This is a genomic window from Mycolicibacterium komossense, from assembly GCF_025822605.1.
Lineage (GTDB): Bacteria > Actinomycetota > Actinomycetes > Mycobacteriales > Mycobacteriaceae > Mycobacterium > Mycobacterium komossense.
Genome location: NZ_JACKTY010000049.1, coordinates 231,395 through 255,972, shown reverse-complemented (window position 1 = coordinate 255,972; position 24,578 = coordinate 231,395). Strand labels below are relative to the sequence as shown.

Here is a 24,578-nt window from a genome sequence, read left to right as displayed (position 1 = left end):
TTCAACGTCCAGCGCGTTGCTAGCGGGACTTTTTATTCCGCACCGGACGCGGCGGGGCCGGCCTTTCGAGTGAGCGTTTGAACCGATGCGGCCAGCGCTTACCGGCGACATATGCCAGCAAGTAGAGCAGCGTGAAGAGGCCCGCGGTAATGATCCCGAGGAGGACTAGTTGCACATACTGGCCGCGAGCGACCCGGTAGCCCCAACTGGCGTCAGCGGCATACCCGAATCCGACTGGGAAAAGAAACAAAAAACCTGCCGCACCGATCAACAGGCCGCGACTACTGCCGCCGGTCATGTTGGTCGCGACCGAAAAAGAGCACAGTCCGACAGCTGGGACCAGTAGCCACCACAATTTTTTCGCTGATACATCCGCTCCGTACGTCTGTTCAGCCGGATCGTAAACAACAGGCCGAGGTGGAGAGCCGGGGGAACGGTCAGGCTGGCCGTCGCGGGTGTGGAATGCGTAGATCTTGCCGGCAATCTTGATATAGGAGCTCGTGAAATATGCTGCGAGCGCCATAGCGAAGACCCCAGCAGCCGCAAGTCCCAAACCTCCAGTCCAGTCAGGAAGCAATCCGATAAAGGTGAACAGGGCCGCTCCCGCGGTGCCACCCCAGTAAATGCGCCGCTGAGCCTCAATACTTTTGGCAAGCGACGACAGCACAGTGACGGCCAGACACACGCCTGCCAAGGCGAAAAACACCTTCATGTGCACAGATGCGTGCACCACCCGTTCAGTAATGATCCCAGCAGCTATCAGAGTCACGAAGCTCACCTCCATTTATCAAATGGATATGCTCACTCCGCCGATACCCCTTCGACCTATGGCGGCCTCTTCGCACGCGACAAAGAGAAGCGCCGTAAAGCGATACGAGGGAACGGCCTAGCACAGAAATGCTCGCCTCTAACGCGGCTTTTTATCGCGCGTCGGGCGCGGCGGGGCGGGGCGCTCGAGCGATTTCTTGAACCGATATGGCCAGCGCCTACCGATGATGTATGCGAGCAGATAGAGCACTGTGAAGACACCTGCGGTGACAATGCCGACTAGAACGAATTGCACGTACTGGCCGCGAGCGACTCGATAACCCCAACTGGCATCACTGGCGTAACCCAATCCCACGGCGCCAATGACCAAAAAACCTGCCATAGCAATCAACAGTCCCAGGCTGCCACCGGTACCAACATTGGTCACGACGGTGCCCGAACACAAACCCATCGCCGGGATCATTAGCCACCAGGCCTTTTTCGCGGTGACGTCAGTCCCGTAATGCTCTTCCGCGGGGTCGTAAACGATAGGTTGACGTGGCGAACCGGACGAACGATCAGGCTGGCCGTCGCGGGTGTGGAATGCGTAGATCTTGCCTGCAATCTTTATATAGGAGCTCGTGAAATACGCCGAGAGCGCCATGGCAAAGACACCGGCGCCAGCCAGCGCCAAACCCCCAATCCAGTCCGGTAGGCCACCGAGGAAAATGAAGAGTGCCGCCCCGAAAGTGCCGATCCAAAAGGTGCGGCGCTCCCAACCGTGACCCTTTGTGATGAACGGCGACAGCACGGCGATCACGAGACAGACGCCCGCCAAAGCGAAGAACAACTTCATCTGCACCGACGGATGCACCCGTTCGGTAATGAGTCCGGCCGATAAAACCTGAGATGGCAACACCATTACTCACCCGCCAAATATTTGTAGAGCGCGTCGGCGCCCTTCTCCCCGGCAACACCGCCTGCGATCGCCCCAACCGAACCCAGGACAAACGACCCTACGGGTCCGGCCGGCGCCCCTAGGAATACCCCTGCTTGTCCCAAGGCCCAGGCGCCTCCCATACTCGCCCCGACATCCATTGTCCCCTGCACAAGCGTCTTATCTCCATTAGCTACCTCATACAGCGTCATGCCGATCTCGAGTGCGCTGCTGGCACGCCCCAACGTCTTGCCCACCTTCCCCAGCGACTCAATATCACCATCGGACAACGTAATTCCTAGTGCATTACCCGGAGGCGCCTCTTCACTGAAACGTTTGAGGATCTCTCCCATCCCCTCCATATTTTTCCCGGTGCGCTTTGTCTCATCCAAAAACTCCTGCGGAATCACCCCATGCGCGATACCGTCCGCGACCTTCGCCGCCCCTTCCGGGCTCACGCCGTTGGCCTGGAGCTGTTCTTGCAGCCTCGTGAGCGCAGCAGCTCGATCCTGCACCTCCAGCTGGTCCATCCTTCTGGTGGCGTCGTCGGCATGCATCGGTATCTGGCTCCAGTCGAGCTGCGCATCCTCCAGTTGTCTCTGCAACAGAAGCCGCCGATTCGCCCGATCACGCATGTCCCCGCCGAGCACCGGGTCCTTGCCCACCGGGCCAACAGAATTCGCCATGTTGAAGTCTGCGAGGCGCTCGCCGGCGAGGCGGGCCGCCTCGTCCTTTGCGTGGGCATCACCCCATTTGGCCGCCCCGTTCGAGGGGTCGGTGACGCTCGCGTAGTCGGCTAACCGACGTTGGGCCTCCGTCTCGTCGAGGTCCCAACCCAGCCCATTGGCATGCTCCCGTTTAGCTTTGTCAACGAGCGCTTGATCTTTCGCGCGCTGACCAGAGGTGTCGTACTTACTCGCCGAATCCTGGGGAGAATCACCAGGGATCCCGTCGCCGGCGTCCAATCCGTCCGGCACATAGCCCGAGGCGATCATGGCCGTCTCGGCACCTCGGAGCTGGTCGGCATAGGCGCCCTGGATGTTTTCGATATGGTCCAGCGCAGTCTTGGTGACTTCGACGGCTTCGTTGTGGAATCCGACCATCAACCAGGGAGCGTCCGAGCATTCGGTCGATATCTCTTCGTCGACCGCGTGCAGGTGCTCATCGAGTGCGTCGATCATTTCGGCGCTCTCGCGTTGGGCCATCGCCAGCGCGGCCGCAGTCTGCTCCAGATCAACGGCGATCTTGGTGAGCTCTTCGGGATGCTTCGCGAGCGCTGCGCTGACCTTCTGGACTTCAGCCCCATCGTTGATGGGGTGCTGCGTGCCGTTGTTGCGGCTGTAGGAGTCCTCGAATTGCTTCTTCGCCGCGGTGAACTGGTCATCGGCATCCTTGACCCGGGCACCGGCTTGGTGGAAGGCGTCAGCCAGGCTGTTTATCGAGGCGGGGTCTCCGGTCTGCAGTTCAGCGTTCATCTGCCACGGATCGCCGCCGGCCTGACCGGCCAGCTCTTGGGCCGTGAAGTGCTCGAACTGCGGATAGGTCAGCAATCTCCACCTCCCCTTCCAGTACGGCCGCGACGACGCTGCGCACTCCCCTGCCCGTACTTTACTGTTTGCTCATTTAGGTGCAAGTCACCGCTGGCATCGACTTTTATGCCATCTATAAAATTGCTGTAAGTTGACTGTGAACGATTGCGCGGTGACTTGGCAACGCGTCGACACGCGACGAGGATGGACCTGACAGCCAGCTAGATAGGAGGAGTCATGGAGGTCCACGTGGCAGGCCTACACTCCGGGGCGAACACTTCGTACGACGCCGCCGACCACGCCGATGGAGCCGCGGCCACCCTCTCCAGAACAACGCCCGATTCGGGGATGTTCGGCGACTTCGCTGCAGCCCACTCGTTTCATCAGTCGCTGGAAGCCGCCCACACCCGCCACGTCGAGCTGATCAAAAAACACACCGCGAACCTGGGCACCATCGGCGACAAAGCCCACAAAGCCGCCGCGGCTTTCGCGGAAATGGATCAAGACAACGCAGAGAAGCTGAAAGACGTCTACTAAGACGGCCGCCCCAGTCAGAAGAGCTGCATATCGTCTCTCAGCCGTCATTATGGTTGATGCTCCAGGAGCAACTCTCAGCCTCAAAGCTGCTCGCGCTGCAGTTCGTCTGCCTACCGAGCGCGAACTTGAGAACTGTTTCCTCGCGTCAGGCGCGACTCAACTCCACATTCAGAGTCCAGTTGATGCGCGCGTTCTTACCACTTGCGGGTCGTAAGTGGACGTTGAGCCGTCATCATCGAGCCCATCGCCGAGGGACGCGACATGTGAGCCTGACCGATTGCTTGGGCGACTCCAACCGCCAGTTTGGGTCAATCGGTCCAGGGTGGCGACGACGTCGCTACCCGGGGCAGGCCGCGTGTAGGTCATTGGCCTGCGCGGCGAACTGTTGACCTACTTCAAAGTAATCACTGTCCCACTGCCCCGCCGGCCGATTCGGATCCGGTGAACCGGAGGCGCCGGCCTGCTCTCGCTTTAGCGCGTCGATTTGTTGGTCGGCCAAGTCGGCTAAATGACTGGTCTGCGCAGCAAGTTTCTGGTCGCGGATCTGGTCGGCGAAGCCGTGCAGCCGAGTCGCCCATTCCTGATCGTCAGAGATACTCGGCTGGCCCTCGTCGACGTTGGCCTTGGCTATGAGCAATTCGTTGTGTTGTTTCGTATACGCGAAAAGCTCCCTGACAGTGTCACAGTCCGTGCGAGATTGCTTGGGCCACAAAATCACTCCCACCGCGACGATCACGCACGCGAGAACGACAACTGTCGCACCGGTTATCCACCAGGCGCGCCGCGTCATCCGCGCGGCGCAGTCATGCTTGAGCTACTCGATACGAGCCGAGTGACTTCGGTGAGCACTCCTCCAACACATTGGAGATGCCCAAGATCGGGCCGAGCAACCGACTAGACCGACTTCCTCCGCAGCGAACCCAACACCGCCGCCAATACGCCCAACGCCACCAGCCCACCGCCCGCGGCCAGCGTCAGGTTCAGGTACTGGTGCAGGCTGCCGATGGCATGACCGACCAGCGCATCGGCGAGCCGACGGACGTCGCCGCTGGTGTTGTTCAACGCGTTGCTGACGTAACGCCGGCCGATCTCCAGCCCGGCCCAGCCCGCGGCACCGACCATCAACGCCGACACCCCGAGTGCCGCCAGGGCCTTGCCTCGGCTGCGTGCGGCGGCCAGCGTCAACAGGGCGAACACCCCGGTCAGGATGGTCGCCGCAACGCTGACCCATGGACCCCAGCGCCCGACCTGCCGCAACTGTCCGGGCCGCAGCGACTCCGACGCGCGGTCGGTCAACGGAACTTCGAGTGACGAGGGCGCCGTGATGCCGTAGTCCTGCAGAGTCTGCTGGAACGAACTGTCCGCCAACATCGGCGAGAGGTCGACCACCCAGCGCCCCGAGGAATCGGACTGCTGAACAACGTCGGTGAACATCCACCGGTGCGCGATCCGGTTCACCGTCGCGAACTGGCCCGGAAATGCGGCGCTTCGGGTGTAGCCGGTGGCGGCCGCACTGAGCAGTTCGGTGCGCGTGTCGTAGCCGCTGTTGCTGGCCAGGTTGACCAGCTGAGAGGTCAGTTCGGCGGCCATCGCATCCTGCACCGCCGGATCCGCCGCGGCATTCTGCGCCAGCCGCGCGTATCCGTCGACGTCGACGACATTCTGCTGCGCCCACGCCGCAGGAACCGCGACCGCCAACAAGACCGTCGTGACGATCCACAGCAGCGCAGTCAGCACGAAACGCACACCTGGCTCCTCGTCTGGATCTGATCCATCGGCTGTGGCGCGCCAGACGGATCAGCCAAATCAGTCAGCCAGAGCGCGTCCCACGATAAGCGGATCGGCCCGGCCGACCACCCCATGGTCTTTGTTGTCGTAGTCAAACTTACCGAGCACGTGGCGCATGGCGTTGATCCGGGCGCGCTTCTTGTCGTTGCTCTTGACCACGGTCCACGGCGCGATCTCGGTGTCCGTCCAGGCGAACATGTCTTCCTTGGCCGCTGTGTAGTCGTCCCACTTATCCAGCGACGCGAGGTCCGTCGGCGACAGTTTCCACTGCCGCACCGGGTCCACCTGGCGAATGGTGAACCGCGTGCGCTGCTCGTTCTGCGTCACCGAGAACCACAACTTGGTCAGGCTGATGCCGTCATTGACCAGCATCTGCTCGAACAACGGGACCTGACGGATGAACTCGGCGTGTTGCTTGTGGCTACAGAAATCCATGACCCGCTCCACCCCGGCGCGGTTGTACCAGGACCGATCGAACATCACGATCTCGCCGGCCGCCGGCATGTGCTTGACGTACCGCTGGAAATACCACTGAGTGCGTTCGCGCTCCGTGGGCTTCTCCAGCGCCACGACGCGAGCCCCGCGCGGGTTGAGGTGTTCCATGAAGCGCTTGATGGTGCCGCCCTTGCCGGCAGCGTCGCGGCCCTCGAACACGATGACGTGCCGCAGCCCGTTGTTTTGGCTCCACTTCTGCAGCTTGAGCAGTTCGATCTGCAGAAGTCGCTTCTGCTCCTCGTACTCGTCGCGCTTCATGCGCTCGTCGTACGGGTAGTTCTCGCGCCAGGTGTCGACGACCTCACCGCTGGGCAGGAGGATCAACTCTGGATCGTCATCGTCATCGTCGCGAACGGTGTACTGACTGCCATCTTCGAGGAGCACGGGCAAAAGGTATCGAGCGCCGGGTACACGCGGGTGTCCTCCGAGTGAACGAACGGTGCCGCTCCCCGCGCGCTAGGTGCCCGTGCCCTTGAGAGTGCGCTTGGGCCGCGCCAACGCCAGCGTGGTCATCAGCCTGTTCATCCGGGTCAGCGTCTTCAACGAGTTGTTGTAGTAGTTGCCGCCGGCACCGGCACTGGTGCGAGGCACCACCACCGTCTCCTGCCGGCAGAACTTGCGGATCCCGTCGGCACCGCCGAACCGGGCGCCGATCCCCGAGGTCTTCCAGCCACCCATCGGCGCCGTGGTGCACATCAGGTTCGAGATCACGTCGTTGATGTTGACGGCACCGCAATCCAATTGCACCGCAATATCTTTGGCGCGGTTCACATCCTTGGAAAACACCGCCGCACTCAACCCGTAGGGGCTGTCGTTGGCCAGCCGAATCGCCTCGGCAACGGTCGCCACCTTCATGATCGGCAGCGTCGGACCGAACGTCTCCTCGGTCATCGCGGCCATCGAATGGTCGACATCCACCAACACCGTCGGCGGGTAGAAACTGCCGGGGCCGGAGGGCCGTTTGCCACCGGTGAGCGCCCTGGCCCCGGCGGCGACGGCGTCGTTGACGTGCCGTTCAGTGACGGCGACCTGCGCCTCGTCGATCAGCGCACCGAAGTGCTTGCCGTCACCCGCACCGACATCGAGCGCCTTGACCGCACGCACAACCGCGGCGACGAACTCGTCGTACACCGGTTCAAGGACGTAGACCCGCTCGGTCGAGACGCAGGTCTGCCCGGCATTGAACATGGCGCCCCAGACAGCGGCGTTCGCGGCGAGTTCGATATCGGCGTCCTCGAGCACGATCAACGGATCCTTGCCGCCGAGCTCAAGACTGACCGGTGTGAGCCGACGGGCGGCCCGCTCCATCACCTTGGTGCCGGTGGCGCTGGAGCCGGTGAACTGGATGTAATCGGCGACGTCGATGACGGCCTCGGAAACCTCACGGGCCCCCTGGGCCAGCGCGAGCACGTCGGAACCGCCGGACTCCTGCCAGCCGCGCAGCAGCACCTCCGCGGTCAACGGTGTGCGCTCGGACGGCTTGAGCAGCACGGCACACCCCGCTGCCAGTGCACCGATCGCGTCCATCAGAGCGTTGGCCACCGGGTAGTTCCACGGCGCGATGATGCTGACCAGAGCGCGTGGCCGGTAGTGCACGGTGATCTTCTTGATCGCGAGAAACGGCAGCGCCGCGGGCCTGGTCTCCGGCGCGAGCGCCTTCTCCATCGTCTTGATGTAGTACGACAGGATCATGATCGCCAGCGGCACTTCCTGCGCCGCGTCGACAGTCGATTTACCGGTCTCATCGATCAGTAACCGCTCGATCTCGTCGCGATGCTCACCGAGCCAGGTCGCATAGCGGGCCAGGACCCGGGCACGCCCCTTCGGTCCGCGTTGCTCCCAGCCGCGCTGCGCCGCCCGCAGGCCGGCGGCGATGGCAGGGATGTCGGCAGGATCGGTCCACTGCACCCGACCAGCCACGTCACCGGTCGCGGGGTTGATGATCGTCCCGGTCGTGGCTGTTTTGCCTGACGACGCGACTTCTGGGGTGGCAGTCATAACGCCATGGTAACCACGGCCTGTGACGCACGTCTCGGCGGGTTTGACACCCGTCAAGTTTTAGCGGATTACGGCGCGATGCCCCGCACGTAGGCCGCCGCGCCGAGGTGTTGGGCGCAGTCGTCGATCACACTGATCAGGCGGGCGCTGGCCGTCACCGCGGGCGTCCAGCGCTTGTCGACGATCTTCGCCAGATCCTCTGAGGTCGCCTTGGTGACGTAGTCGAGCGTCATGGCATGCACGGCCTGGTAGTAACCGGCCAGCAGGTCCGCCGGGGCGTGCACCTTGCCCGACGCTTCGGCGTCGTGTCCATAGCCCGTATCGCCGCGGGGCAGATCCAGCCCGAACCGGTCCACCCACCCCTCGTCGGTCCACACCTCGGACACCCCCGCCAGCGGGGCGACCTGCGCGTCCTGCACGCGGGCGCTGTGCCAGATCAGCCACGCGATGCTGTTGGCGTCAGGGGTGGCGCGATAGTCGGCCAGCTCGTCGCTCAATCCATCGGTGAGATCGGTGACATGTTCGATCAGCCGGGTGAAGGCGTCGCGCAACAATTCCTGGGCAGCAGTATCTGAAGCCATGCCCACGACGCTACGCGCGCCGTGTCAGGCCGGCCCGCCACCGTGGAAGACCGCCTCGACATTGTTACCGTCGGGATCACGGACGAAAGCGCCGTAGTAACCCGGGTGATATTCGGGCCACAGCCGCGGCTCGTGCAACGGTTCCACGCCCAGCGCCACGGCGGTGTGGAAGAACGCCTGCACGTCTTCTGGTGAGTTCGCGGTGAATGCGATGTGCACCTCACGGTTGGGGCCACTCGCCTCGCCCGCGCCGGCATCGCTGATCCAGAACGTGGGCTTTCCGCCGGTGCCATAGCCGATCGACACTCCGACGTCCATCTGCCGGGAAAACCCCAGCACGTGAAGCACCTTGTCGTAAAAATCTTGTGAGGTAGTCCAGTCGCTGCAGTTGATTCCGAAGTGATCGATCACCCGATCATCGTAGATTCCAGAGATGACATACGACCTCATAGTTCGTGGCGGCACCATCGTCGACGGGCTCGGCGGCGAGCCCTACCTCGGCGACGTCGCAATATCCGACGGAGTCATCGCCGCGGTCGGCACCGTTACCGGCGACGCCACCCGGGAGATCGACGCGACCGGCCTGTTGGTCACCCCCGGCTTCGTCGACCTGCACACTCATTACGACGGCCAGGCGATCTGGTCGGACCGGATGACACCGTCCTCGGCGCACGGTGTCACCACCGCGGTGATGGGTAACTGCGGCGTCGGGTTCGCCCCGTGCCGCGCCGCCGATCACGACGTGCTCGTCGACGTGATGGCCGGTGTCGAGGACATCCCCGGCGTCGTCATGGTCGACGGCCTGCCGTGGAACTGGGAAACCTTCCCCGAATTCCTCGACGCCGTGGACGCGGGCCGGCGGGACATCGATGTGGCGGCGTTCCTGCCGCATTCCCCGCTGCGGGTGTACGTGATGGGACAACGTGGAGTCGACCGCGAACCGGCAACCACCGAAGACCTGGCGCTGATGCGCAAGCTGGCTGCCGAGGCGATTCAGGTTGGCGCCCTTGGCTTTGCGTCGTCGCGACTGACAATCCACAAGACCGAGAGCGGCCAACCGATCCCCAGCTACGAGGCCGGCCACGACGAGATCGAAGCCATCGCCCGCGGCATCGACGATGCGGGTGGCGGCCTGATCCAGTTCGTTCCCGACCTGCTGGCCGCCGACTACGAGGGTGCCCTGCAGGCGGTGTTCGACGTGGCCGCCGACGTGGGCCTGCCGGTGACCTTCACCCTGGCGATCGGAAATGCCGGACCCGAGCTGCATCTGGATGCTCTGCGGATGGTGGAGAAGGCGAACGAAAGCGGCGGCGCCGATGCAAAAATCACAGCCCAGATCTTCCCGCGGCCCATCGGGCTGGTCATCGGTCTCGACCTGTCGGGCAACCCGTTCATCACCTACCCCAGCTATCAGGAGATCGCCGACCTGCCACTGGCGGAGCGCGTGGCGCAGATGCTCAAACCCGAAGTGCGCGAACGTATTCTGCAAGACAAACCGGGCAGCAACGGGCACCCGCTGATGTTCGCCTCGCAGGCCTGGGACTACATGTTCCCGCTGGACGATCCGCCGAACTATGAACCGTCGCCAGCCGACAGCATCGGTGCTCGCGCCCGGGCCCGCGGCGTCAGCCCGCTGGAAGAGGCGTACGACCGCTGCCTCGATGACGATGGCCACGCCATGCTGCTCGTCACGCTGGCCAACTTCCGCGACAACTCGCTCGACACCATCGCCGAACTGCTGCATCGCGACGACGTCGTGCTCGGCCTCGGCGACGGCGGGGCGCACTACGGAATGATCTGCGACGCAAGCTTTCCCACGTACCTGCTGGCGCACTGGGCGCGTGACCGGGCGACCGGGCGGTTGACGGTCCCGCAAGCCGTGCGCGAGTTGACGTCAGTGCCGGCCCGGGTGGCGGGGTTGGCCGATCGCGGCCGGATCGCCGTGGGTTACAAAGCCGACCTCAACATCATCGACCATGCCGCACTGAAGGTGCACCGCCCGGTCATCGCCCACGACCTTCCCGCAGGCGGGCGCCGACTGGATCAGGCCGCCGACGGGTACGTCGCGACCGTCGTGTCCGGGGAAGTGATCGCGGAGAACGGCGTGCCCACCGACGCCCGGCCGGGCCGACTGGTGCGGGGCAGGCAGCCGGCACCCGCCTAATCTGCACAGGGTGCATTAAAATCGACACTGTGTCGATTAGCGCGCTACTGTGAAGTCATGACCCCCAAGACGTTCTTCATCACCGGTGTCAGCACCGGACTCGGTCGTGCCTTCGCCCGAGGTGCATTGGACGCCGGGCACACCGTCGTCGGAACCGTGCGCCGGGCAGCCGATGTCACCTCGTTCGAACAGATTGCACCCGGTTCGGCCCACGGTCGGGTGCTCGACGTCACCGACGACCAGGCGGTCTTCGATACCGTTGCCGAGGTCGAGGCATCGATCGGACCGATCGACGTCGCCATCGCGAATGCGGGCTACGGCCTGGAGGGGGTGTTCGAGGAGACACCGCTCTCGCAGGTACGGGCCCAGTTCGAGACGAACGTCTTCGGCGCCGCGGCCACCGTGCAGGCAGTACTGCCCCATATGCGGAGACGACGCAGTGGGCACCTCATGGCCGTCACGTCGATGGGTGGGTTGATGACGGTGCCGGGGCTGTCGGCCTACTGCGCCAGCAAGTACGCGCTCGAAGGCCTGCTGGAGAGTATCGGCAAGGAGGTCGCCTCCTTCGGAATCCACGTCACTGCAATCGAACCCGGCTCCTTCCGCACCGACTGGGCCGGCCGGTCGATGGTTCGCGCCGAGCACACCATCGACGACTACGACGCGGTGTTCGAGCCCATTCGCAAGGCGCGACTTCAGGCCAGCGGCAATCAGCTCGGCGATCCCACGAAGGCCGCCGCCGCAGTCCTGGCAATCCTCGACGCCATCGATCCGCCCAAGCACCTGGTGCTGGGCTCGGATGCGCTACGGCTGGTCGCCGCTGGCAGGCGCGCACTCGAAGCCGATCTCGAGGCCTGGGAATCACTCTCGCGGAGTACAGATTTCGCCGACGGACATCAGATCCCCGCAAATTGACCAGACGACGATCCAGCGCGCCGCGCAAGGGCGACCTCAGGGAAGCCGCGATCCTCGACGCCGCCGAACGACTGCTCGAGGCGCCTGGCTATGACGCGATGACCATCTCCGATATCGCAGAAGGGGCGGGGATCACCCGCGGGGCACTGTATTTCTACTTCGGCTCCAAACCAGAGGTCCTCACTGCACTGTTCGCCCGCACCGTCGAGGCTCTTCACGAAAAGTCGCGCGTCGCAACCGAAGATGCCGCCAGCGGGATGGCGGCGATCGACACCGCGATGAAGCGGACCGAGGAGCTGTGGCGTGACCACGGCGTCGTCATGCGCACCGCAATCGACCTTGCGGCAACCATTCCCGAGCTGGACGCCCTGTGGAACGACACCGCCGACATCTTCATCTCCGCGATCACCGCCATCCTCGAACACATGGGCGTTCCGCCGGGTAAGCGAGCTGATCAATCCTCGGCGATCGCCAGGGCGCTGTGCTGGATGATCGAACGCAACTTCTATCAGGCCTCACGGGTGTCGGGCGCCGAACTGACACGGGCGCGTCAAACCTGCACCGAGATCTGGCGGCGAGCGGCCGGCACGGAATGAGTGCCGAATCCTCAGTAGGCTCGGCCTATGAGCGTGCAGGTAGATCTCGACCAACTCGCCGATGCACTGGCGGATTACAGCTTCGCCTACCTCGTCACCGTCAGCGACGACTACCGCGCGCGGACACTCGCAGTGAACCCGGTACTCGTCGACGGCCGCGGGTTGCCCAGCGGCGCTGACACTTCCCTGCAGATCGCGCCGACTCACGCCGTCCTGCATCGGCCCGCACCGCCGAACTCTCCGCCATCGGCGACCGGCTGTGGCGACGATTGCGTTCCGGTGGGCTGAGTCAGGCCGCGCCCGACGACTTGGATGCGCCACCCGGTGCGGCTTTGGCCGTCTGGTCCTTCGCTCCAGTCAGCGCACGGGTCGCCCGGTCCTTCGTCGACCCAACCTTGGGGCGATGGGTTGCCTTGGTTGAGTCGACCGGCGAGCCCTCACTCGAAGCCAACGCTACACTCGTTGCTGCGCTTCGCTTTTGAACCGACCTCGGCGACACAGTCACCGTGTCGGCACCATACGCGGTCGACGTTCCCGTCGGCAGTATCGCAGGTGGGGACTGCGCCGCCGACGGCGACACCGGCCTGGGAAGCATCGACAGAAGCCCGTCGGCCGAATCTGCGACGAACGTACGAATTTCGTTGGCCAGGCCGACGTGTGGATCCGGGGACTGACCGATCGGCGCGGGCAGCCACGTGAGCGGAGCCACGGCATTGTCGAGCAGCCGGCCGAACAGACCGACGTTCACATCCGGAGAGAGCAAGCCGTAGACGAGATTGCTTGCCAGAGCAGGAATCTGGGCCGGGTCCTGGATGGCCGATTCGACCGTGGCCTCCACCGTGGCAGGCAGATAGCCGAGGTAGTTGGCGATGTTCCAGGCCATGTACAGCGGGGCGCGGGCGGCGAGCTGAGCGGCAACCACCGTGCCACCGAGCGCCGTGTCGTGCACGATGTCCTGCACCGCGGCGAATCCGGGGATCGGATCAGGGAGCTGGCCGAACACGCTGTTGAACGCGTTCGCGAACGCCAGCCGCGCCTCGTTGACCAGGCCGGGCTGCGTGACACTCGGGCCGAGCGGATACGGGAACAGCGTCGCGAGCACGGCGAAGGCCTGCTCGGTGTCATAGGGATACGCATGAATCGGATCGCCGACGGCCGGGTTGACGAAACGCTGGACCAGATAGCTCAGCACGTTGGGGGCGATCGTCGGGTCCTGCGCCGCAGCCAGTGCGGCCAGTGTCGCTTCAAACGGCAGCGAGATCGTCGCGTCGACGTGGATGCCGACCAGGCTGGTGAGGAAGCCGACACCGTCACCCAGGCCGTACAGCGCATCGGTGACGACGGATGCGTTCGCGACGTTCACGGTGATCGACGGCAGCCAGCGCGACTCGGGCAGGGTGGCAGCAGAGGCTGTGGCCACCACCCCGGCGGCCATCAATGCGGCCGCGAGCCTGGCGGGCGAAAGTGGGTGAGCGCTCATGGGATTCCCCCTGGACGGTGGTGTGTGGCAGCGGCCACCCGAGCAGTATGTCTCCAGCCGTTGACTTAAGTCAACAGTTGGAGACATGACCACATGCCGCGCGCTCGCCACTGTGAATGTGGCGACGAATTCCGCCCCAAAACGTCGCCAGATTCACACTCGGGGGGGCGCCGCATACGAAAAGGCCCCGACTCGCCAAGCGAGCCGGGGCCTTCCCGAAAAAAGTTGGACTTAGAAGTCCATACCGCCCATGCCACCGGTCGGGTCGCCCGCGGGAGCGGACGCCTTCTCCGGCTTGTCGGCGACGACGGCCTCGGTGGTGAGGAACAACGCCGCGATGGACGCCGCGTTCTGCAGCGCCGAGCGGGTGACCTTGACCGGGTCGGCGACGCCGGCCTTGAGCAGGTCTTCGTACTCGCCAGAAGCAGCGTTCAGGCCGTGGCCGGCGGGAAGGTTCGAGACCTTCTCGGCGACGACGCCCGGCTCCAGGCCGGCGTTGAACGCGATCTGCTTCAGCGGAGCCGACAGCGCCACGCGGACGATGTTGGCGCCAGTGGCCTCGTCACCCTCGAGCTTGAGCTCCTCGAGAGCAGGAGCTGCCTGCAGCAGCGCCACGCCGCCACCGGCGACGATGCCCTCTTCGACAGCAGCCTTGGCGTTACGCACGGCATCTTCGATGCGGTGCTTGCGCTCCTTGAGCTCCACCTCGGTGGCAGCTCCGGCCTTGATCACCGCAACACCGCCGGCCAGCTTGGCCAGGCGCTCCTGCAGCTTCTCGCGGTCGTAGTCGGAATCGCTGTTCTCGATCTCGGCGCGGATCTGGGCGACACGGCCCTGGATCGCGTCGGCATCGCCGGCACCCTCGATGACCGTGGTCTCGTCCTTGGTGACGACGATCTTGCGCGCCTGACCAAGCAGCGAGATGTCAGCGGTCTCCAGGGAGAGGCCGACCTCTTCGCTGACGACCTGGCCACCGGTGAGGATGGCGATGTCCTGCAGCATGGCCTTGCGGCGGTCACCGAAGCCGGGGGCCTTGACGGCGACCGACTTGAAGGTGCCACGGATCTTGTTGACCACCAGGGTGGAAAGGGCTTCGCCCTCGACATCCTCGGCGATAATCAGCAACGGCTTGCCGGACTGGATGACCTTCTCCAGCAGCGGCAACAGGTCCTTGACCGTCGAAACCTTCGACGAGACGAGCAGGATGTACGGATCCTCGAGGACCGCTTCCTGACGCTCGGCGTCGGTGACGAAGTAACCCGAGATGTAGCCCTTGTCGAAGCGCATGCCTTCGGTGAGCTCCAGCTGCAGGCCGAAGGTGTTGGACTCTTCGACGGTGATGACACCCTCGTTGCCGACCTTGTCCATGGCCTCGGCGATCAGGTCACCGATGGTCTGGTCACCGGCCGAGATACCAGCGGTGGCAGCGATCTGCTCCTTGGTCTCGACCTCCTTGGCGGACGCGAGCAGGGTCGAGCTGATCTTCTCGACAGCCTTTTCGATGCCACGCTTCAGGCCGAGCGGGTTGGCGCCGGCCGCGACGTTGCGCAGGCCTTCGCGAACCAGTGCCTGGGCCAGCACGGTAGCGGTGGTGGTGCCGTCGCCAGCGACGTCGTCCGTCTTCTTGGCAACTTCCTTGACCAGCTCAGCGCCGATCTTCTCGTACGGGTCCTCCAGCTCGATCTCCTTGGCGATGGAAACACCATCGTTGGTGATCGTGGGGGCGCCCCACTTCTTCTCCAGGACGACGTTGCGACCCTTGGGGCCCAACGTCACCTTCACGGCGTCGGCGAGGGCATTGAGACCCCGCTCGAGGCCGCGACGGGCCTCTTCGTCGTACGCAATTATCTTGGACATTGCGAAGTGATTCCTCCGATTAGGGGGTGACACGTTCTTGGGCCGGGCGCAGTGCCCGCGACGGACGACCGCAGTTGTGTACGGACTGCGCTCTCACCGTCCCGACCTAGCACTCACCGATCGCGAGTGCCAACGTCATTTTTAGCACTCGCCCCAGGTGAGTGCAAGGTCCCTCGACTCGCCGAAGGGGCCCGCAGACCGTCGATGATCACCTTCGTCACCCCATCGGACACCGTGCCGCCGTACTCCCCGCTCGTCTTGCACACCAGCAACAGCGCCTTGACTTCCGGCACGCCGACATCCCCGCGGACCGTGCCCGCGTGCTGCGCGGCCGCCAGCAGCTCGCCCAACACCCCGAGGAATTCCGCCTCCGCACTCGACGTGGCCGCGGCGACATCGATCCCGTAACCGGCCAGTGCGTCGAACAGCCCGTGATCGGCAGCACCGGTGCGGACCATCTCCCGCATGAACGCGAACAACGCTTCACCGGGCCCGTCGGATGCCAACATCGCGCGGCCGTCCTCGACGATATGGCGCACCCGGTCCTCGAACACCGCCTCGAACAGCGCTTCCTTGGTCGGAAAGTGCCGGTAGACGGTGCCGGCACCGACGCCGGCCCGACGCGCGATCTCGTCGATCGGCACCGCCAGGCCTTCCGCGGCGAACGTCTCGTACGCGACTTCGAGCACCCGCGCCCGGTTACGGACGGCATCGGCACGCAACGGCCTGCCGGGTTCGGTCACGTCACACACCTCCTAAACGGGGCCATCGTTCCGTATAGTCGAATCAAACGGAGCGCTCGCCCCGTTTGATCACATTCTAGGAGATGCCGTGACCAACCCGAAGACTCGCTGGACCGCCAATGCCATTCCCGACCAGACCGGCCGCACCGCCGTCGTCACCGGCGCGAACACCGGCCTCGGATTCGAGACAGCCAAAGCACTGGCCGCCAAGGGCGCCAACGTGGTGCTCGCGGTGCGAAACCTCGACAAGGGTCGCTCGGCCGCCGACCTCATCGCCAGGCGCCACCCTGGAGCCGACGTATCGCTGCAGGAGCTGGATCTGACGTCGCTGGACTCCATTCGCGCCGCCGCCGACGAACTCAAGGCCCGCTACGACGGGATCGACCTGCTAATCAACAACGCCGGGGTGATGTGGACACCGAAATCGACCACCACGGACGGCTTCGAGCTCCAGTTCGGTACCAACCATCTCGGGCACTTCGCACTCACCGGTCTGCTCCTGGACCGGCTCCTACCGGTGGCGGGTTCACGCGTGGTCACGGTCAGCAGCATCGGCCATCGCATCCTCGCCGACATCCACTTCGACGACCTGCAGTGGGAACGCAGCTATCACCGGGTCCCGGCCTACGGCCAAGCCAAGCTCGCCAACCTGCTGTTCACCTACGAGCTGCAGCGCCGGCTCACCGCCGCCGGCCAGGACACGATCGCCGCCGCGGCGCACCCCGGCGGGTCGGACACCGAACTGGCCCGGCACCTGCCTGACTTCCTCGCCCCCGTCTTCTCCCTGATCAGCCAACCGGCCGCGATGGGGGCGCTGCCGACACTGCGAGCGGCGATCGACCCCGCCGTCCTCGGCGGCCAGTACTACGGTCCGGACGGCTTCGGTGAGATGCGCGGTTACCCGAAGGTCGTGGCCTCCAGCGACACGTCGCACGACGCGGACCTGCAGCGTCGGCTGTGGACGGTGTCGGAGGAACTGACCGGCGTGACCTACCCGATCGGGGTTCCTGCCCGGTAGCGCCCCCTTATCCTGGGCTCCATGTCGTTCACGGGACCCGGTTACCCGCCGCCGCGCTACACCGGAGACACCGGCGAAATCACCGCGACGGTGCGCTCCGGCGAGCGCCCACCGGACTACTCCTCATGGGGCGTGGACTACCACTATCTGGCCACGAGTGAGTCCACCGACGGCGACTTCGGCCTGTATCGGGTCGACCTGGGACCGGCGGCGGGTGGGCCTGGCCCGCACTTCCACAAGGCGATGTCGGAGTCGTTCTTCGTGCTGTCGGGCCGGATGAACCTCCACGACGGGAACGACTGGATCGACGGCACTGCCGGCGACTACCTGTATGTGCCGCCGTGCGGGATCCACGGCTTCCGCAACGAAGCCGACGAGCCCGCGTCGATCCTGATGTTGTTCACGCCGGGCGCGCCCCGGCAGAACTACTTCGAGGGGCTGGTCGGGCTGGCCGGGATGACCGACGACGAGCGTCGCCAGTTCTTCATCGACCACGACAACTTCATCGTCTAGCTCTCCAGGTGTAGCTCTCCCGAAAACCGGACACGGCCCTGCGACGCGCCGGTGAAGATGCGTGCGCGTAACCGCTTGGGATAGTTTGGGTCTCGATCAGGAGGGAGTAACGGGTGCGGGCTGATGCAGCGCCCAGCACCCAGGCTTTGCGGGGCTGGCAGCGGCGAGCGCTGGTGAAATACCTGGCGGCCAAGCCGCGAGATTTCCTGGCTGTGGCCACCCCCGGATCCGGCAAGACCACCTTTGCGCTGCGACTGGCCGCCGAACTGCTCAACGAACGCACCGTAGACATGGTGACGGTCGTCGTGCCGACCGAGCATCTGAAGATCCAGTGGGCCGCCTCGGCCGCCAACAACGGGATCGCACTGGATCCCAAGTTCAGCAACTCGAACTCCCAGACCTCGTCCGAATACCACGGCGTCGTCGTCACCTACGCGCAGGTGGCCAGCCATCCCAGCCGGCACCGGGTCCGCACCGAGAACCACAAGACGCTGGTCATCTTCGACGAGATCCACCACGGCGGTGACGCCAAGAGCTGGGGCGACGCCATGCGGGAGGCATTCAGCGACGCCACTCGCCGGCTCTCGCTGACCGGGACCCCGTTCCGCTCCGACGACAGCCCCATCCCGTTCATCAACTACTCCCCCGATGCCAACGGGCTGATGCGCAGCCAGGCCGACCACGTCTACGGCTACTCAGAAGCGCTCGCCGACGGGGTGGTGCGGCCGGTGATGTTCATGGCCTACTCGGGTGAGTCGCGGTGGCGCGACAGCGCAGGCGAAGAGCACGCCGCCCGACTCGGTGAACCCCTCAACGCCGAGCAGACCGCCAGGGCGTGGCGCACCGTACTGAATCCCGCCGGTGACTGGATGCCCGCGGTGATCGCCGCGGCCGACAAACGGCTGTCGCAGAAGCGTCAACACGTACCTGATGCCGGCGGCATGATCATCGCGTCGGATCAGACCGCGGCGCGGGCGTACGCGCAGCTGTTGACCACGATCACCGGAGAAGCGCCGACTGTCGTACTCTCCGACGACCCCGGCTCCTCGGACCGGATCACCGAGTTCTCCAAAGGCACCAGCCGGTGGATGGTGGCGGTCCGAATGGTGTCCGAGGGCGTCGACGTGCCGCGACTGGCCGTCGGGGTCTACGCCACGAGTGCGTCGACACCGCTGTTCTTCGCGCAGGCGATCGGCCGCTACGTGCGGTCGCGGCGCCCCGGCGAGACGGCCAGCATCTTCCTGCCCTCGGTACCCAACCTGTTGCAACTGGCCAGCGAGCTGGAGGCCCAGCGCAATCACGTGCTGGGCAAACCGCATCGCGAGTCTCAGGGCGAATGGGACGACGAACTCCTCGAGGACGCGTCGAAGACCAAATCCGAAAAAGACGAGATGGACAACGGCTTCGAAATGCTCGGGGCCGACGCCGAACTCGACCAGGTGATCTTCGACGGCTCGTCGTTCGGCACTGCAACCCCGGCCGGTAGCGACGAAGAGGCCGACTACCTCGGCATCCCCGGACTGCTCGACGCCAATCAGATGCGCGATCTGCTGCGCAGCCGTCAGACCGCGCAGCTCGAAAAGCGCACGGCATCCGGCGAACAGGTACCGCGGCCCACCCACGGCCAGCTTCGCGACCTGCGCAAGGAACTCAACGCGCTGGTGTCGGCCACCCATCACCGGCTCGGCAAGCCGCACGGCTGGATCCACAACGAACTGCGCCGGATCTGCGGCGGCCCGGTGGTCGCGGCCGCCAACAGCGATCAACTGAAAGAGCGGATCGAAGCAGTCAGGAAGTTAGGGCGGGAAGGCTGAGGTTCTGCGAGTATCTGCAGGTGAAGTCGGTACGCCTGGGCATCGCAGCAGCCCTGCTCATCACGCCGGTCCTGGTCGGGACCCCGACGGCGGCAGCTGACGAGCCCTGCCCGGACGTCGAGTTGGTCTTCGCTCGCGGCACCGGGGAACCACCCGGACTCGGGCGGGTCGGTGACGCGCTGGCCACTGCGCTGGCACTACAGCTCGGCGGTCGGAGCTTCGACACGTACGCGGTGAATTACCCGGCCAGCTACAACTTCCTCTCGACCCAGAACGGCGCGAACGACGCCACCGCCCGCATAGCCGATATGGCGGGTCGCTGTCCCGGCACCCGGATCGTGCTCGGCGGGTTCTCCCAGGGCGCCTCCGCGGTGTCCATGCTGGCCGGGGTGGCACCCATCGGTGACCGCATCGGAAGCATTGGCTCGGCACCGCCCCTGCCGCCCGACCTGGCCGGCAGTGTCGCCGCGGTCGCGGTCTTCGGCAATCCCGGTGCGCGGTTCGGCACCCCGCTGTCGTCCGCCGGCCAGTTCGCCGGGCGCGCAATCGATGTGTGCAGCGGCGGTGATCCGATCTGCTCCGCAGGCCGCGACCGGTCCGCGCACAGCAATTACGAGCTGCCGCCCTATCCCGGCCAGGCGGCCGGTTTCATCGCCGGACTGGTATAGCTGACTGGCATGACCGCGGTGAAGTTCGATACCGAAACCGAGAAGACACTCGCCGAGCTGTACCGGCAGTTGCACAACGACCCCGAGCTGTCACTACAGGAACACCGGACCGCCGCGCGCGTGGTTGATGCGTTGGCGGACAAGGGTTTTGAGATAACAACGGGGGTCGGCGGCACCGGCGTGGTCGTAGTCCTGCGCAACGGCGACGGCCCGGTGGTGATGCTGCGCGCCGACATGGACGCGCTACCGATCGCCGAAGACACCGGGCTGCCCTATGCCAGCACCAAGGTGACCGTCGACCCTTCCGGCAAGGAGCAGCCGGTCGCTCACGCGTGCGGCCACGACATGCATGTCACCTGTCTGGTCGGGGCGCTGCAATCGTTGTCGGTTCAGCGCACGCAATGGTCCGGCACGATCGTCGCAATTTTCCAGCCGGCCGAGGAGTTGGCCAGCGGCGCTCAGGCGATGATCGACGACGGCCTCTTCGACCGATTTCCCCGTCCGAGCATCGTGCTGGGCCAGCACGTCGGGCCGCTGCCCGCCGGGGTGATCGGCTACGGGCAGGGACCGATGATGGCCGCCGCCGATTCGGTGCAGGTCACGCTGCACGGCCGCGGCGGACACGGCTCGCAGCCCGAGAACACGATCGACCCCGTGCTGATGGCCGCCTCGGTCGTGGTGCGGCTGCAGGGCATCGTGGCCCGCGAGGTCGCACCCAGCGAACGAGCCGTCGTCACCGTCGGACGTCTGCAGGCCGGCACCAAGGAGAACATCATCCCGGCTACCGCACAGCTCGGCATCAACGTGCGGACCTACACGCCGCTGATTCGCGAACAGGTCAGGGCCGCGATCGAGCGCATCGTGCGGGCCGAGGCAGCAGCGAGCGGCTCCCCGAAAGCGCCGGATTTCGACTGGAATGTCAGTGCCCCGGTGCTGATCAGCGACCCCGCGGCGACCGCGACGACGGTGGCGGCGTTCGAAAAGGCTTTCGGCATCGAGCGGGTGATACCGATTCCGCAGCTGGCGGCCAGTGAGGATGTCGGGTTGTACGGTGACCTGCTCGGTGTCCCCACGGTCTTCTGGTTCTGGGGCGGGGTCGACGCGGACGTATTCGCCACGGCGGTCAGCGCCGGGCACCTGCCACCCGGTAATCACTCCCCCGAGTTCGCCCCGGAGATCGAACCGACGTTGACCACCGGCGTGCAGGCCCTGACGACAGCCGCGTTGACCTGGCTGGGTGAGGGTTAGAGCCCCAGCAGCTCCGGCAGCTCCGCCACCGAGTCGATGACGTTGTTGGGCTGCATAGCGAATTCGTCAGCGGCCCAACGGTCCAACGTGTCCTGCCGGAATTTGCCGGTGCGGACCAACACTCCGGTCATTCCGACCACCTGCCCGGCCAGCACGTCGTTGTTGAGATCGTCACCGACCATGTACATCTCGTCGGGCTCGACGCCGAGGCGTGCCGCCGACGCCAGGAAGCCCTCCGGTGCGGGCTTGCCGACCGCAGTGGCCTTGCGGCCCGAGACTTCTTCCATCCCAAGCAGATACAAGCCGGTATCGATCCGAAGGCCCTCGGTGGTCGTCCACGAGGTACTGCGGTGCATGGCGACGACGGGTACGCCCTGGGCCATCCAGTCGTAGACCCACGACAGGGTGACATGGTCATATTCCGGACCGGCGCCGCCGAGCAGCACCACATCGGGTGTCTGCGGCATGGGCCCGCCGCGCGTGTCGACCGAGGAGACCAGGTCGATGCCTGGCATATCGTCGGCGATCACGCCGCTGTTCACCAGGAAGCAGTGGGCATCGGGATATCGGTCACGGACGAAGTCCGCGGTCAGCACGGCGGCGGTGATCACCTCGTCCGGGGTGACGTCCATGCCGGCGTCGGTGAGCAAGCCGGCGATCTGCGTGCGGGTCTTCGTGGTGGTGTTCGTCAGATAGGACCGGGCGATCTGATGGTCGGCCAGAGTGCGCAGGGTTTCTCGCGCACCCGCTATCGGTTTCCACGAGGTCACCAGGACACCGTCGATGTCGAAGAGCACTCCACCGGTCGCCATGGTGCGACAGTAAACGCACGAGGTTCGTGCGCAACTTGGGGGAGCCATCTAACAAAGCGCTATTTGACCGACCAAGCACAGTTTTTCACCCACGGTGACGCCTCCGCGGCCACCGCCCACGCCAATTCCACCGGGATGTCCAGCACCTCGTAGCGTTTGGTCCCCGCCGCCGTGGCCGCCACCAACGTGGCCACCCCCGCCCGGCGCTGGAAGAACGTCTGACGGACGGTCCAGCCGATGACGCCGGCTCCTGCGATGCAATCCCGCCGGCGTTCCACGCTGCCGCTGCGGGCGACCAGCCAGTCGCCGTCGACGCGGTGACCGAGAGCGCGCACCCGGTCGGCGGCCAGCGCCGCGCAACAGCCCGTCAACAACGCCACGGCCGGCCAGACCCACAGCGGCACCCCTGACCACAGGTCCACTGCCACCAGCCCAAGGGCGACCACCGCGGGCACCGTCAGCGCGCGGGTCCAACGCCGCCGCGCGGCCGCCGGCCCGTGCGGGCGCAGTGGTGCAGCGACGGCGTCGGCGCCGTCGATCAGCTCGGTCAAGACGCGCGCCGCGGTGTCGGCCGGGCACGGCGGCAGCAGCAACGACGACTCCCCCACCCCGTTGACTCCCGTCATCACGGCGTCGAGTCGGGCACCACCGAGCGCTCGTACCAGCAGTGGCTCACGCAGGGTTCCGCCGCGCAACCGGCGCATGTCGAAGGTGCGCTCCCGCACCCGCACCAACCCGTGCCGAAGGTGCAGGGTGTGACCACCTGGGCCTGGCCGGCGGGTCAGGACCAAATTGCCGAAGGTGACCAGCGAGCGGACGACCGCGAGGAGCACCGAGGCCAGCACGATCACCACTGTCACCACCACGGCGGTGGCGGCAAACCCGAACCGTTGCGCGGCGTCCAGACCCGACTCCGCAATCTGCGTGCGCCGCAATCGTGGTCCGAACCCAGCTTGGTAGAACAGCCCGACAACGGCGGCGATCATCACCAGCCCCGAGAAGCTCAGTGGGCTGTAGCGCAACCACGTCGGTGCCCACCGGGCCAGTTGAGTCCCGGCAGCTTGGGCCGTCGGGCTACCCGGCACCGCGGTGGCCAACAAGATAGCGCGCAATCGCGACACCTCGTCGACCTGGACCGCATCCAGCTCAAAGCTGTTGTCACCCTTGCCTTCCTGACCCGTGCTGACACGCAACACCGTCAAGCCGAGAAGGCGGTGCAGTAGTCGCGCATCGGTCTGCACCGAGCGGATCCGGTTGCGCGGCACCGAAAGCACATTGCGCTTCAGCACGCCGGAGCGCAGTTGCACGTCGTCGGCGTCGATCCGGTAAGCGGTGGTGAACCAGCGCGCAATACCCAGCCCGATGATCACGGCCAGCCCCAGCAGTGACCACAGCGGGTTGTTCGTCGCCGAGCCCAACACGATCGACCCCACCAACAACGGCACCTGGCGTAGCACCTCATGCACCGGATGCACCAGCAGCATCCGGGGACTCAGCCGCAGCCAGTCCGGTGGCGGGGTGCCCGGGTAGCCGGTCATGTTCCTTCGTCGGTGGTGCTGGCCGCGATATCGGTCAACCACGCCGCCACATCGTCGGCGACCGCCGAATCCAACGCCACGATCCGCACCGCGCCGGCCGAAGATGCCGTCGTCACAGTGACATTGGCCAGGCCGAACAGCCGGTCAAGCGGGCCACGGTAGGTGTCGACGGTCTGCACCCGCGAAATCGGGGCGATCCGCCGCTCTTGCACCAGCCAGCCCGTCCTGGTGTAGACGGCATGCGCGCTGACCTCCCACCGATGCACGCGATAGCGCCAGCGCGGCACCACCCCGATGCTGATCACCGCACCGAGCACAGTCAGCCCGGCGGCCGCACCGTGCATCCACAGCCAACGCTGACCGACTGCCAACCAGATCAACTGCGCACCGGCGATGACACACCACGGGATCGCCGCCTCAACCGCCCACGCCATCGGAGCCCGCCGGCTCGCCCGGTGCGCAGGGTCCACCAGAGCGACGAGCCGCGGTGCAGTCATAGGTTCATGCTGCCGTCAGGCACCACACATTGCCCACTCCTCCTCGGGCTCGTTCCTCGCCCGCATCGGTCGTCAGGCGCCACACATTGCCCACTCCTCCTCG

The 24,578-nt window shown here is 65.4% G+C and carries 25 protein-coding genes; 10 read left to right on the top strand and 15 right to left on the bottom strand.

The window, feature by feature from the left end; genetic code table 11:
* Positions 1 to 19 precede the first annotated feature (19 nt).
* The 3 genes from H7J73_RS30250 to H7J73_RS30240 form a co-directional block, all read right to left on the bottom strand.
* Positions 20 to 769: a hypothetical protein gene (locus tag H7J73_RS30250; RefSeq protein WP_264071506.1), complete on the bottom strand. Its 750-nt coding sequence runs from the start codon at positions 767 to 769 to the stop codon at positions 20 to 22.
* A gap of 138 nt (positions 770 to 907) precedes the next feature.
* On the bottom strand, positions 908 to 1,669 hold the full coding sequence (locus H7J73_RS30245) for a hypothetical protein (RefSeq protein ID WP_264071505.1): 762 nt from the start codon (positions 1,667 to 1,669) through the stop codon (positions 908 to 910).
* A complete protein-coding gene (locus tag H7J73_RS30240) occupies positions 1,669 to 3,234 on the bottom strand; it encodes a putative alpha/beta hydrolase (protein WP_264071504.1) in 1,566 nt (521 codons plus the stop codon). The genes H7J73_RS30245 and H7J73_RS30240 overlap by 1 nt, the downstream gene beginning before the upstream one ends.
* 216 nt (positions 3,235 to 3,450) lie before the next feature.
* Between H7J73_RS30240 and H7J73_RS30235 the strand changes: the two genes are divergently transcribed.
* Complete coding sequence (locus H7J73_RS30235; protein ID WP_264071503.1) at positions 3,451 to 3,750, top strand: DUF2563 family protein; 300 nt, start codon at positions 3,451 to 3,453, stop codon at positions 3,748 to 3,750.
* 337 nt (positions 3,751 to 4,087) lie between these two features.
* On the opposite strand, the gene H7J73_RS30230 is transcribed toward H7J73_RS30235, so the two are convergent.
* From H7J73_RS30230 to H7J73_RS30205, 6 genes are all read right to left on the bottom strand, one after another.
* On the bottom strand, positions 4,088 to 4,540 hold the full coding sequence (locus tag H7J73_RS30230; protein ID WP_264071502.1) for a hypothetical protein: 453 nt from the start codon (positions 4,538 to 4,540) through the stop codon (positions 4,088 to 4,090).
* A gap of 104 nt (positions 4,541 to 4,644) precedes the next feature.
* Positions 4,645 to 5,496, bottom strand: a complete 852-nt coding sequence (locus H7J73_RS30225) for a hypothetical protein (protein ID WP_264071501.1) — start codon at positions 5,494 to 5,496, stop codon at positions 4,645 to 4,647.
* 60 nt (positions 5,497 to 5,556) lie between these two features.
* Positions 5,557 to 6,417 carry a polyphosphate kinase 2 gene (ppk2, locus tag H7J73_RS30220; RefSeq protein ID WP_264071500.1) on the bottom strand — a complete coding sequence of 287 codons (861 nt, stop codon included), beginning with the start codon at positions 6,415 to 6,417 and terminating at the stop codon, positions 5,557 to 5,559.
* 72 nt (positions 6,418 to 6,489) lie between these two features.
* Positions 6,490 to 8,031 carry an aldehyde dehydrogenase family protein gene (locus H7J73_RS30215; RefSeq protein ID WP_264071499.1) on the bottom strand — a complete coding sequence of 514 codons (1,542 nt, stop codon included), beginning with the start codon at positions 8,029 to 8,031 and terminating at the stop codon, positions 6,490 to 6,492.
* A gap of 68 nt (positions 8,032 to 8,099) precedes the next feature.
* Positions 8,100 to 8,612, bottom strand: a complete 513-nt coding sequence (locus tag H7J73_RS30210; RefSeq protein ID WP_264071498.1) for a mycothiol transferase — start codon at positions 8,610 to 8,612, stop codon at positions 8,100 to 8,102.
* Positions 8,613 to 8,636: 24 nt separating this feature from the next.
* Entirely contained in the window at positions 8,637 to 9,023 is a 387-nt protein-coding gene (locus tag H7J73_RS30205) for a VOC family protein (protein ID WP_264071497.1), read from the bottom strand.
* 22 nt (positions 9,024 to 9,045) lie between these two features.
* Here H7J73_RS30205 and H7J73_RS30200 point away from each other — a divergent pair, with 22 nt between their 5' ends.
* The 4 genes from H7J73_RS30200 to H7J73_RS30185 are packed head-to-tail and all read left to right on the top strand — an operon-like array spanning position 9,046 to position 12,575.
* Positions 9,046 to 10,776 carry an N-acyl-D-amino-acid deacylase family protein gene (locus tag H7J73_RS30200; protein ID WP_264071496.1) on the top strand — a complete coding sequence of 577 codons (1,731 nt, stop codon included), beginning with the start codon at positions 9,046 to 9,048 and terminating at the stop codon, positions 10,774 to 10,776.
* 57 nt (positions 10,777 to 10,833) lie between these two features.
* Positions 10,834 to 11,691, top strand: coding sequence for an oxidoreductase (locus tag H7J73_RS30195; RefSeq protein ID WP_264071495.1), 858 nt, complete (start codon positions 10,834 to 10,836; stop codon positions 11,689 to 11,691).
* On the top strand, positions 11,688 to 12,287 hold the full coding sequence (locus tag H7J73_RS30190; RefSeq protein ID WP_264071494.1) for a TetR/AcrR family transcriptional regulator: 600 nt from the start codon (positions 11,688 to 11,690) through the stop codon (positions 12,285 to 12,287). The genes H7J73_RS30195 and H7J73_RS30190 overlap by 4 nt, the downstream gene beginning before the upstream one ends.
* A gap of 27 nt (positions 12,288 to 12,314) precedes the next feature.
* On the top strand, positions 12,315 to 12,575 hold the full coding sequence (locus H7J73_RS30185; RefSeq protein WP_264071493.1) for a pyridoxamine 5'-phosphate oxidase family protein: 261 nt from the start codon (positions 12,315 to 12,317) through the stop codon (positions 12,573 to 12,575).
* 1 nt (position 12,576) lies between these two features.
* Here the strand turns inward: H7J73_RS30185 and H7J73_RS30180 are convergent, their stop codons facing one another.
* The 3 genes from H7J73_RS30180 to H7J73_RS30170 all read right to left on the bottom strand — a co-directional run bounded on the left by H7J73_RS30180 (position 12,577) and on the right by H7J73_RS30170 (position 16,367).
* Entirely contained in the window at positions 12,577 to 13,767 is a 1,191-nt protein-coding gene (locus tag H7J73_RS30180) for a hypothetical protein (protein WP_264071492.1), read from the bottom strand.
* A 231-nt stretch (positions 13,768 to 13,998) separates the two neighbouring features.
* The gene (gene groL / locus H7J73_RS30175; RefSeq protein ID WP_264071491.1) at positions 13,999 to 15,624 is read right to left on the bottom strand and encodes a chaperonin GroEL; all 1,626 of its coding nucleotides are present in this window, start codon (positions 15,622 to 15,624) and stop codon (positions 13,999 to 14,001) included.
* A gap of 113 nt (positions 15,625 to 15,737) precedes the next feature.
* The gene (locus tag H7J73_RS30170; protein WP_264071490.1) at positions 15,738 to 16,367 is read right to left on the bottom strand and encodes a TetR/AcrR family transcriptional regulator; all 630 of its coding nucleotides are present in this window, start codon (positions 16,365 to 16,367) and stop codon (positions 15,738 to 15,740) included.
* A gap of 88 nt (positions 16,368 to 16,455) precedes the next feature.
* On the opposite strand from H7J73_RS30170, the gene H7J73_RS30165 reads away from it, so the two are divergent.
* The 5 genes from H7J73_RS30165 to H7J73_RS30145 all read left to right on the top strand — a co-directional run bounded on the left by H7J73_RS30165 (position 16,456) and on the right by H7J73_RS30145 (position 21,628).
* Positions 16,456 to 17,385 (top strand): SDR family NAD(P)-dependent oxidoreductase, encoded by a 930-nt coding sequence (locus H7J73_RS30165; protein WP_264071489.1) that lies wholly within the window; start codon positions 16,456 to 16,458, stop codon positions 17,383 to 17,385.
* Between the two features lie 21 nt (positions 17,386 to 17,406).
* A complete protein-coding gene (locus H7J73_RS30160; RefSeq protein ID WP_264071488.1) occupies positions 17,407 to 17,898 on the top strand; it encodes a cupin domain-containing protein in 492 nt (163 codons plus the stop codon).
* Between the two features lie 113 nt (positions 17,899 to 18,011).
* Positions 18,012 to 19,712 carry a DEAD/DEAH box helicase gene (locus tag H7J73_RS30155; RefSeq protein WP_264071487.1) on the top strand — a complete coding sequence of 567 codons (1,701 nt, stop codon included), beginning with the start codon at positions 18,012 to 18,014 and terminating at the stop codon, positions 19,710 to 19,712.
* A gap of 53 nt (positions 19,713 to 19,765) precedes the next feature.
* Positions 19,766 to 20,380 carry a cutinase family protein gene (locus H7J73_RS30150; RefSeq protein WP_264071680.1) on the top strand — a complete coding sequence of 205 codons (615 nt, stop codon included), beginning with the start codon at positions 19,766 to 19,768 and terminating at the stop codon, positions 20,378 to 20,380.
* A gap of 9 nt (positions 20,381 to 20,389) precedes the next feature.
* Positions 20,390 to 21,628, top strand: a complete 1,239-nt coding sequence (locus H7J73_RS30145) for an amidohydrolase (RefSeq protein WP_264071486.1) — start codon at positions 20,390 to 20,392, stop codon at positions 21,626 to 21,628.
* Here the strand turns inward: H7J73_RS30145 and H7J73_RS30140 are convergent.
* From H7J73_RS30140 to H7J73_RS30130, 3 genes are read right to left on the bottom strand one after another with little or no spacing between them, the layout of a single operon-like run.
* Positions 21,625 to 22,440: an HAD-IIA family hydrolase gene (locus H7J73_RS30140; RefSeq protein ID WP_264071485.1), complete on the bottom strand. Its 816-nt coding sequence runs from the start codon at positions 22,438 to 22,440 to the stop codon at positions 21,625 to 21,627. The two genes, H7J73_RS30145 and H7J73_RS30140, sit on opposite strands and share 4 nt — an antisense overlap.
* A 59-nt stretch (positions 22,441 to 22,499) precedes the next feature.
* Positions 22,500 to 23,978 carry a PH domain-containing protein gene (locus H7J73_RS30135; RefSeq protein WP_264071484.1) on the bottom strand — a complete coding sequence of 493 codons (1,479 nt, stop codon included), beginning with the start codon at positions 23,976 to 23,978 and terminating at the stop codon, positions 22,500 to 22,502.
* The gene (locus tag H7J73_RS30130) at positions 23,975 to 24,475 is read right to left on the bottom strand and encodes a PH domain-containing protein (protein ID WP_264071483.1); all 501 of its coding nucleotides are present in this window, start codon (positions 24,473 to 24,475) and stop codon (positions 23,975 to 23,977) included. The genes H7J73_RS30135 and H7J73_RS30130 overlap by 4 nt, the downstream gene beginning before the upstream one ends.
* Between the last annotated feature and the right edge of the window lie 103 nt (positions 24,476 to 24,578).

Bases quoted from the DNA above. Each gene is read 5' to 3' on its own strand.
- H7J73_RS30245 (WP_264071505.1), bottom strand. From the start codon at position 1,669: ATGGTGTTGCCATCTCAGGTTTTATCGGCCGGACTCATTACCGAACGG.
- H7J73_RS30235 (WP_264071503.1), top strand. From the start codon at position 3,451: ATGGAGGTCCACGTGGCAGGCCTACACTCCGGGGCGAACACTTCGTAC.
- H7J73_RS30230 (WP_264071502.1), bottom strand. From the start codon at position 4,540: ATGACGCGGCGCGCCTGGTGGATAACCGGTGCGACAGTTGTCGTTCTC.
- H7J73_RS30215 (WP_264071499.1), bottom strand. From the start codon at position 8,031: ATGACTGCCACCCCAGAAGTCGCGTCGTCAGGCAAAACAGCCACGACC.
- H7J73_RS30210 (WP_264071498.1), bottom strand. From the start codon at position 8,612: ATGGCTTCAGATACTGCTGCCCAGGAATTGTTGCGCGACGCCTTCACC.
- H7J73_RS30200 (WP_264071496.1), top strand. From the start codon at position 9,046: ATGACATACGACCTCATAGTTCGTGGCGGCACCATCGTCGACGGGCTC.
- H7J73_RS30195 (WP_264071495.1), top strand. From the start codon at position 10,834: ATGACCCCCAAGACGTTCTTCATCACCGGTGTCAGCACCGGACTCGGT.
- H7J73_RS30185 (WP_264071493.1), top strand. From the start codon at position 12,315: ATGAGCGTGCAGGTAGATCTCGACCAACTCGCCGATGCACTGGCGGAT.
- H7J73_RS30180 (WP_264071492.1), bottom strand. From the start codon at position 13,767: ATGAGCGCTCACCCACTTTCGCCCGCCAGGCTCGCGGCCGCATTGATG.
- groL (WP_264071491.1), bottom strand. From the start codon at position 15,624: ATGTCCAAGATAATTGCGTACGACGAAGAGGCCCGTCGCGGCCTCGAG.
- H7J73_RS30160 (WP_264071488.1), top strand. From the start codon at position 17,407: ATGTCGTTCACGGGACCCGGTTACCCGCCGCCGCGCTACACCGGAGAC.
- H7J73_RS30145 (WP_264071486.1), top strand. From the start codon at position 20,390: ATGACCGCGGTGAAGTTCGATACCGAAACCGAGAAGACACTCGCCGAG.
- H7J73_RS30140 (WP_264071485.1), bottom strand. From the start codon at position 22,440: ATGGCGACCGGTGGAGTGCTCTTCGACATCGACGGTGTCCTGGTGACC.
- H7J73_RS30135 (WP_264071484.1), bottom strand. From the start codon at position 23,978: ATGACCGGCTACCCGGGCACCCCGCCACCGGACTGGCTGCGGCTGAGT.
- H7J73_RS30130 (WP_264071483.1), bottom strand. From the start codon at position 24,475: ATGACTGCACCGCGGCTCGTCGCTCTGGTGGACCCTGCGCACCGGGCG.